4 protein-coding genes and 1 pseudogene are annotated in these 5,661 nt (G+C 65.2%); 1 reads left to right on the top strand and 4 read right to left on the bottom strand.

The genetic code is table 11. From position 1 onward, the window contains the following. The 3 genes from JHD07_RS10300 to pcaB form a co-directional block, all read right to left on the bottom strand. Positions 1 to 367, bottom strand: a 367-nt coding sequence (locus JHD07_RS10300) for a cupin domain-containing protein (RefSeq protein WP_291621619.1), incomplete at its 3' end; no start/stop codon positions are given. Positions 368 to 664: 297 nt separating this feature from the next. Next, entirely contained in the window at positions 665 to 1,921 is a 1,257-nt protein-coding gene (locus JHD07_RS10295) for an aminopeptidase (RefSeq protein ID WP_291621617.1), read from the bottom strand. Positions 1,922 to 2,034: 113 nt separating this feature from the next. Beyond that, positions 2,035 to 3,396: a 3-carboxy-cis,cis-muconate cycloisomerase gene (gene pcaB, locus JHD07_RS10290; RefSeq protein WP_291621616.1), complete on the bottom strand. Its 1,362-nt coding sequence runs from the start codon at positions 3,394 to 3,396 to the stop codon at positions 2,035 to 2,037. A gap of 315 nt (positions 3,397 to 3,711) precedes the next feature. On the opposite strand from pcaB, the gene JHD07_RS10285 reads away from it, so the two are divergent. Next, on the top strand, positions 3,712 to 5,268 hold the full coding sequence (locus tag JHD07_RS10285; RefSeq protein ID WP_291621614.1) for a winged helix-turn-helix domain-containing protein: 1,557 nt from the start codon (positions 3,712 to 3,714) through the stop codon (positions 5,266 to 5,268). A gap of 59 nt (positions 5,269 to 5,327) precedes the next feature. Here JHD07_RS10285 and JHD07_RS10280 read toward each other — a convergent pair. Further along, a pseudogene (locus tag JHD07_RS10280) lies at positions 5,328 to 5,661 on the bottom strand (hypothetical protein); the annotation flags it as partial.

Genomic DNA, 5,661 nt, shown 5'->3' with positions numbered 1-5,661 from the left:
GGAAACCGATCATCACCGGATTGGTCTTGCGGCAGAAGGCGATCTTCTTGACGTGCCCTTCGACGTGCCATTTCGCATGCGCGCCGTCGCGGAAGAAGATGACGTCGCCGGGGCCGTAGCGCTTGGGCGGCATGCCGTCGCTCTCGAGCACGATCGATCCCTCCATGATCATGATCGTCTCGTCGATGTCGTAGTACCAGTTGAAGCGCCCCTCGGTGCAGTGCCAGACGATGGTCTGGGCGGTGCGGTCTTCGCTGGTGGACAGGACGCGCGAGCGCGCGACCGGATGACCCTCGATGATCCAGGAGGGCTCGATCGGACTCGGCTCGAGGTCCACATTGAAACTGCCGACTTCAATCAATGCCATTTGCTTCCTCGGAAATGATATTTTGCGGCCGGCTCCGGCCGGGAGTGTCTCGAAAGATGCACGGACGCTAGTCGCCCGTTTCTAATTCTTTCTTACATCGATTTCGAGAATCCGCCGGAAGCAACACGTGCAGACGGTTAACGTCACTTTTCCGTGCAAATCCGCGGACATGACCAGGTGAGTCCCGGGTGCGACAAAGTGCGCGGTGGTATTAAAATGAAGCCGCGAGGCCGTTGCGGTCGATGTTATGGAGGCCGTCGGCGCGGCTCGTCCGCGACCGAGGAGAGTTACCGCGGGCTACTTCGCCCACTCGCCCTTGCGGAAGACAGGGACCTTGCTGCCGTCGGCCAAAATGCCGTCGATGTCGGTCTCGGCCGAGCCGATCATCCAGTCGATGTGGATCAGGCTCTGGTTGCCGCCTTGCGCCGCGATCTGCTGCGGCGTCAGCTGGGCGCCGTTGACGAAGCACTTTGAATAGCACTGGCCGAGCGCGATGTGCGAGGCCGCGTTCTCGTCGAACAGCGTGTTGTAGAACAACAATCCGCTCTGCGAGATCGGCGAGGAATGCGGCACCAGCGCCACCTCGCCGAGGCGCCGCGCGCCCTCGTCGGTGTCGAGCACCTTGTTCAGCACTTCGGCGCCGCGCGAGGCTTTGGCGTCGACGATCTTGCCGTCCTCGAAGCGCACCGCGATGTTGTCGATCAGCGTGCCCTGGTAGGACAACGGCTTCGAGCTCACGACATGGCCGTAGACGCGGCGGCAATGCGGCGTGGTGAACACCTCCTCGGTCGGAATGTTCGCGTTGCAGCTGATGCCGTTCTTGGAGAGCGAGGCCCCGCCCTCCCATTCGTGACCGTCGGCAAGGCCGATGGTGAGATCGGTGCCGGGACCCGAGTATTGCAGCGCGCGGAAGCGCTGGCCGTTGAGCCAGTTGGTACGCTCGCGCAGCACCGCATTGTGGGCCGCCCAATTGCCCATCGCGTCCTCGCGATCGACGCGGGACGCGGCGAAAATCGCATCGGCGAGCTTGCCGACGGCGACGTCCTCGGGATCACCAGGAAACACCAGCTTCGCCCAGGACGCGCTCGGATAGGCGATGATGTTCCAGTTGGTGTCGAAATTGACGATCTTCTCCAGCGCGGGCTGATAGGCCATCGAATTCGCCTTGCTGGCGCGCGCCACCTTGGAAGCATCCTCGCTCGACAGCAGCATCGGATTGTCACCGACGATGGCGAGCCGTGCAGTGTTGTTGGAGAACGCCTTGGCCATGCCCTCGTAGAGCCAGCCGGCGGCACGATCGAAGCTGTCGTCGTGGCCGTTGCGGTAGCGTGCCAGCGTGATCTCCTCGTCCGACAGGATCGGCGTCACGAGGCCCGCGCCGGCCTTGTAGGCGTGCACGGCGATCCGCCGCACCAGCGGCAGCGCGATCGCGGGCGCCGTGAGAAGCAGATCCTGTCCCGGCCGCAAGCCCAGGCCCACCTTCACCGCCACCTCGGCCAGCCGGTCGAGCTTCGCCGGATCGATGGGAGTGGAGATATTGCGTTGGTCAGTCATGCCGGGCCCTCTGCCGAAAGTCGCTCACTCAATCTAAGCCTAGCATCACGAGACACAAGTATGCGAGCGCCTTGCGACACATGAAAGATACGCGGTTTCACGCATTTTGGTTTTCAACGCGTTGCCGATTTCAGCACCCGGTCGACCATGGCGGGCGCGAGCCCGAGGTAATTTCTTGGTGAGGTGAGCGCCTCGATTGTGGCGCGATCGATCCGGCTCGATATCCGTGTGTCTGCGGAGAGCGAATCGGCAAGGCTCATTCCCGTCTCGTTGGCCTGACGGCAGGCATCATAGACCACGTCATGCGCCTCCTGCCGCCCGATCTGCGGCGCAAGCCCCATCATGACCGCCTCCGCCACGATCAGGCCGCGGCTGATTGCGAGATTGTCGTTCATCTTGGCGTCGTCCACGATCAGGCCCGCCAGCGCGAACTTCGCCTGGTGCAACGCTCCGGCGGTCAGCACGAAGCTTTCGGGGATCGCCATCCATTCGGCGTGCCAGGGGCCGGTGGCACGCTCGAGATCCTGCACCATGGCATCGAGCATCAGGCCGGCGTGCTGACGCACCGCCTTGGACGCCGCCAGCATCAGCTCCGCCGAAATCGGGTTGCGCTTCTGCGGCATGGTGGAGGAGGCGCCGCGGCCCTTGACGAAGGGTTCGTAGACCTCGGCGAACTCCGTCGAGGCCATGATCATGATATCGAGCGCGATCTTGCCGAGCGAGCCGGTGACGAGGGCCAGGAAATTCACCGCCTCGGCAAAGCCGTCGCGCGCGACGTGCCAGGTCGAGACGGGGATGCCGAGCTTCAGCTCGGCGCAGAGCGCCTCCTGCACCTCGAAGCCCTTGTCGCCGAGCGAAGCCAGCGTCCCGGCAGCACCCGCGAACTGGCCGACCAGCACGCGCGGCTTCAGCTGCACCAGCCGCTCGGCGTGGCGGTCGAACATCGCGAGCCAGATCGCGGTCTTGTAGCCGAAGGTCACCGGCAACGCCTGCTGCAGATGGGTACGGCCCGCCATCGCCGTGTCGCGATGGCGCTTCGACAGATCGGCGAGAATCCCGCGCAGCTCGGCGATGTCTCGCTCGACGATCTCGAGCGCGGCGCGCAGCTGGAGCACCACCGCGGTGTCCATGATGTCCTGCGTGGTGGCGCCCCAATGCACGTAGCGGCCGGCCTCGCCGCACTGCTTCACCATCTGATGCACCAGGGGAAGGATCGGATAGCCGACGATGTCGGTCTCCTGCCTGAGCAGATCGAAGTCGAGCCCGGCGACATTCGTTCGCGCCGCGATCTGGTCGGCGGCGTCCTTCGGGATCACGCCGCATCTGGCCTCCGCCTTCGCCAGCGCCACCTCGACCTCGGCATAGCGCGAGATGGTCGCGACGTCCGAGAACACCTCGCGCATCTCAGGCGTGCCGAAGGCGTCGCGAAACAGCATGGAATCGAGCACGGTGGTGGAGGCGTGGAAAGCGGGCATGGGCGTTTCTTCGTGGTTCGTGTTTTGTGTGACGGCACCTTACGCAGGCGGCGGTGTTCGGCAATGGACAAACTCCGATAGTCTCGCCGCTCCGGGCTCGCGCCAAAGTGGCGCGTTCCTGGAATGAGGACGCCCACAGATCGCTCTAAGGCCACCAAATCCCGTCCTGGATGTATTCCATCCGTGGGCGGCATGGCTGCCATCACGCAATCGCGATGAACCAAGCGCCCCCTTCGGCAGACACATGGTTTTCGACCCAAATTTCATTTTGTCTTTTCATTCGACCGATTTCGCAATGAGGCCTGAGTTTTCGACGTGCAGTTTCTGTTCCGGGACCACCTTCTGGATACCGACCGGCGCGAGCTGAGCCGCGAGCAGGTTCCCATTGCCGTGGAGCCCCAGGTTTTCGACCTCGTCGTCCACCTCATGCAGAACCGCGACCGGGTGGTCAGCAAGGACGAGCTGATTGACAAGATCTGGCACGGGCGCAGCGTCTCCGAATCCACCCTGACCAGCCGGATCAACGCCGCGCGCAAGGCGATCGGCGACAATGGCGCGAGCCAGGCGCTGATCCGCACCATCACCCGCAAGGGTTTTCGCTTCGTAGGCGACGTCCAGACGCAACTCGGCACCGTCGCGCCGGAGCCGGTCCGCATCGCCGCGCCTCAGGCAGCCTTCGCGCTGGCCGAGCGGCCTGCGATCGCGGTGCTGCCTTTCAGCAATATGAGCGGCGAAGCCGAGCAGGATTATTTCTCCGACGGCATCAGCGAGGACATCATCACCGCGCTGTCCAAGCTGCGCTGGTTCTTCGTCGTCGCGCGCAACTCCTCCTTCGTCTACAAGGGCCGCGCCGTGCACATCCACGAGGTCGCGCGCGAGCTCGGGGTGCGCTACGTGGTCGAGGGCAGCGTGAGGCGGAGCGGAGAGCGGGTCCGCATCTCCGCCCAGCTCAACGACGTTTCGACCGGCAGCCACCTCTGGGCCGAACGCTACGACCGCGAACTTGCCGACATCTTCGCCGTCCAGGACGAGATCACCGAGGCGATTGTCGCCGCCATCGAGCCGCAGCTCTATGCCGCCGAGAGCTTTCGTGCCCAGCAGAAGCCGCCGGGCAGTCTCGATGCATGGGACCTCGTCATGCGCGCGCTGTCGCATTACTGGCGCAGCACGCGCGAGGACAATGCCGCCGCGCAGAGGTTATTGGAGCAGGCCGTCGCAATCGATCCCGCCTACGGCAAGGCGCTGGGCCTGCTCGCGACCAGCCATATGTTCGGCGCCCATATGGGGTGGGCCGACATGGCGGCGGCCGTACCTGTCGCCGAACGCGCGGCCCTCGCGGCGGTGGAAGCCGATCGCGAGGATGCCTGGGCCCATCACGGCCTGGCCTACACCTATCTGTTCCGCCGCCGCTTCGAAGATGCTCTGGCAGAATTCGAATTGGCCTTGAGGCTCAATCCGAATTTCGCGATGGCGCACGCCTTCCATGGCGTGACGCTGTGCTATGCCGGACGATGGCAGGACGGCGATGCTGCCGCCCGGCGCGCGCTGCGGCTGAGCCCGCGCGATCCGCTCGCTGCGATCTATTGCGGCGTTGCGGCCTATGCCCGCTTCGTCGGCCGCGACTACCAGGGCGCCGTCCAGATGGCGCGGGAATCGCTGCGCCAGCGCGGCGATTTCGTCGGCGCGCACCGCGTGCTGACGGCCGCCGCCGGCATGCTCGGCGATCCCGTGCTCGCGGCCTCCGCCCTGGAAAGCCTGCGCCGCGCCCAGCCGGAAGTCTCTCTTGACTGGATCACCCGCGAGCTGCCGATGCTGCGGGACGAAGACCGTGCGCATTATCTCGAAGGCCTGCGGCGCGCGGGCATCAAGTAGCGATGGCGCGATGCGGATCGCGGACGTCTGCCCGGTGCACGGCCGCAGCGGTCTAGACGCTAATCCTCGTCAGCCCCGAACAGTCTGATTTGCGGAACGCCGCTGCGCGGACGGCCGGCGTAGTCGCGCGACTCGGAATCTTCGCGGATGTTGCGCGCGACGTCGTCCCAATCGGTGCGGTCGCGCATGCCGCGCGGCTCGCGGGACTCGGAAGAATAGCGGCGCTCGGTCCATCGCTCACGACGCTCGGCTCGGCGTCGTTCGGTCGCCGCGCGCCTCACGTCCGACTCCCTGGCCTTGGCGTAAGCGTTGTTCAACGCCGGCGACGGCTCGGTCGACGCCACTTGCTCGGCCGGCTTTGCGGGCTGCGGCGGTGACGATGCAGGGGCGGGC

This window comes from Bradyrhizobium sp., assembly GCF_016462955.1.
Lineage (GTDB): Bacteria > Pseudomonadota > Alphaproteobacteria > Rhizobiales > Xanthobacteraceae > Bradyrhizobium.
This window is presented reverse-complemented; position numbering and strand designations above follow the sequence as displayed.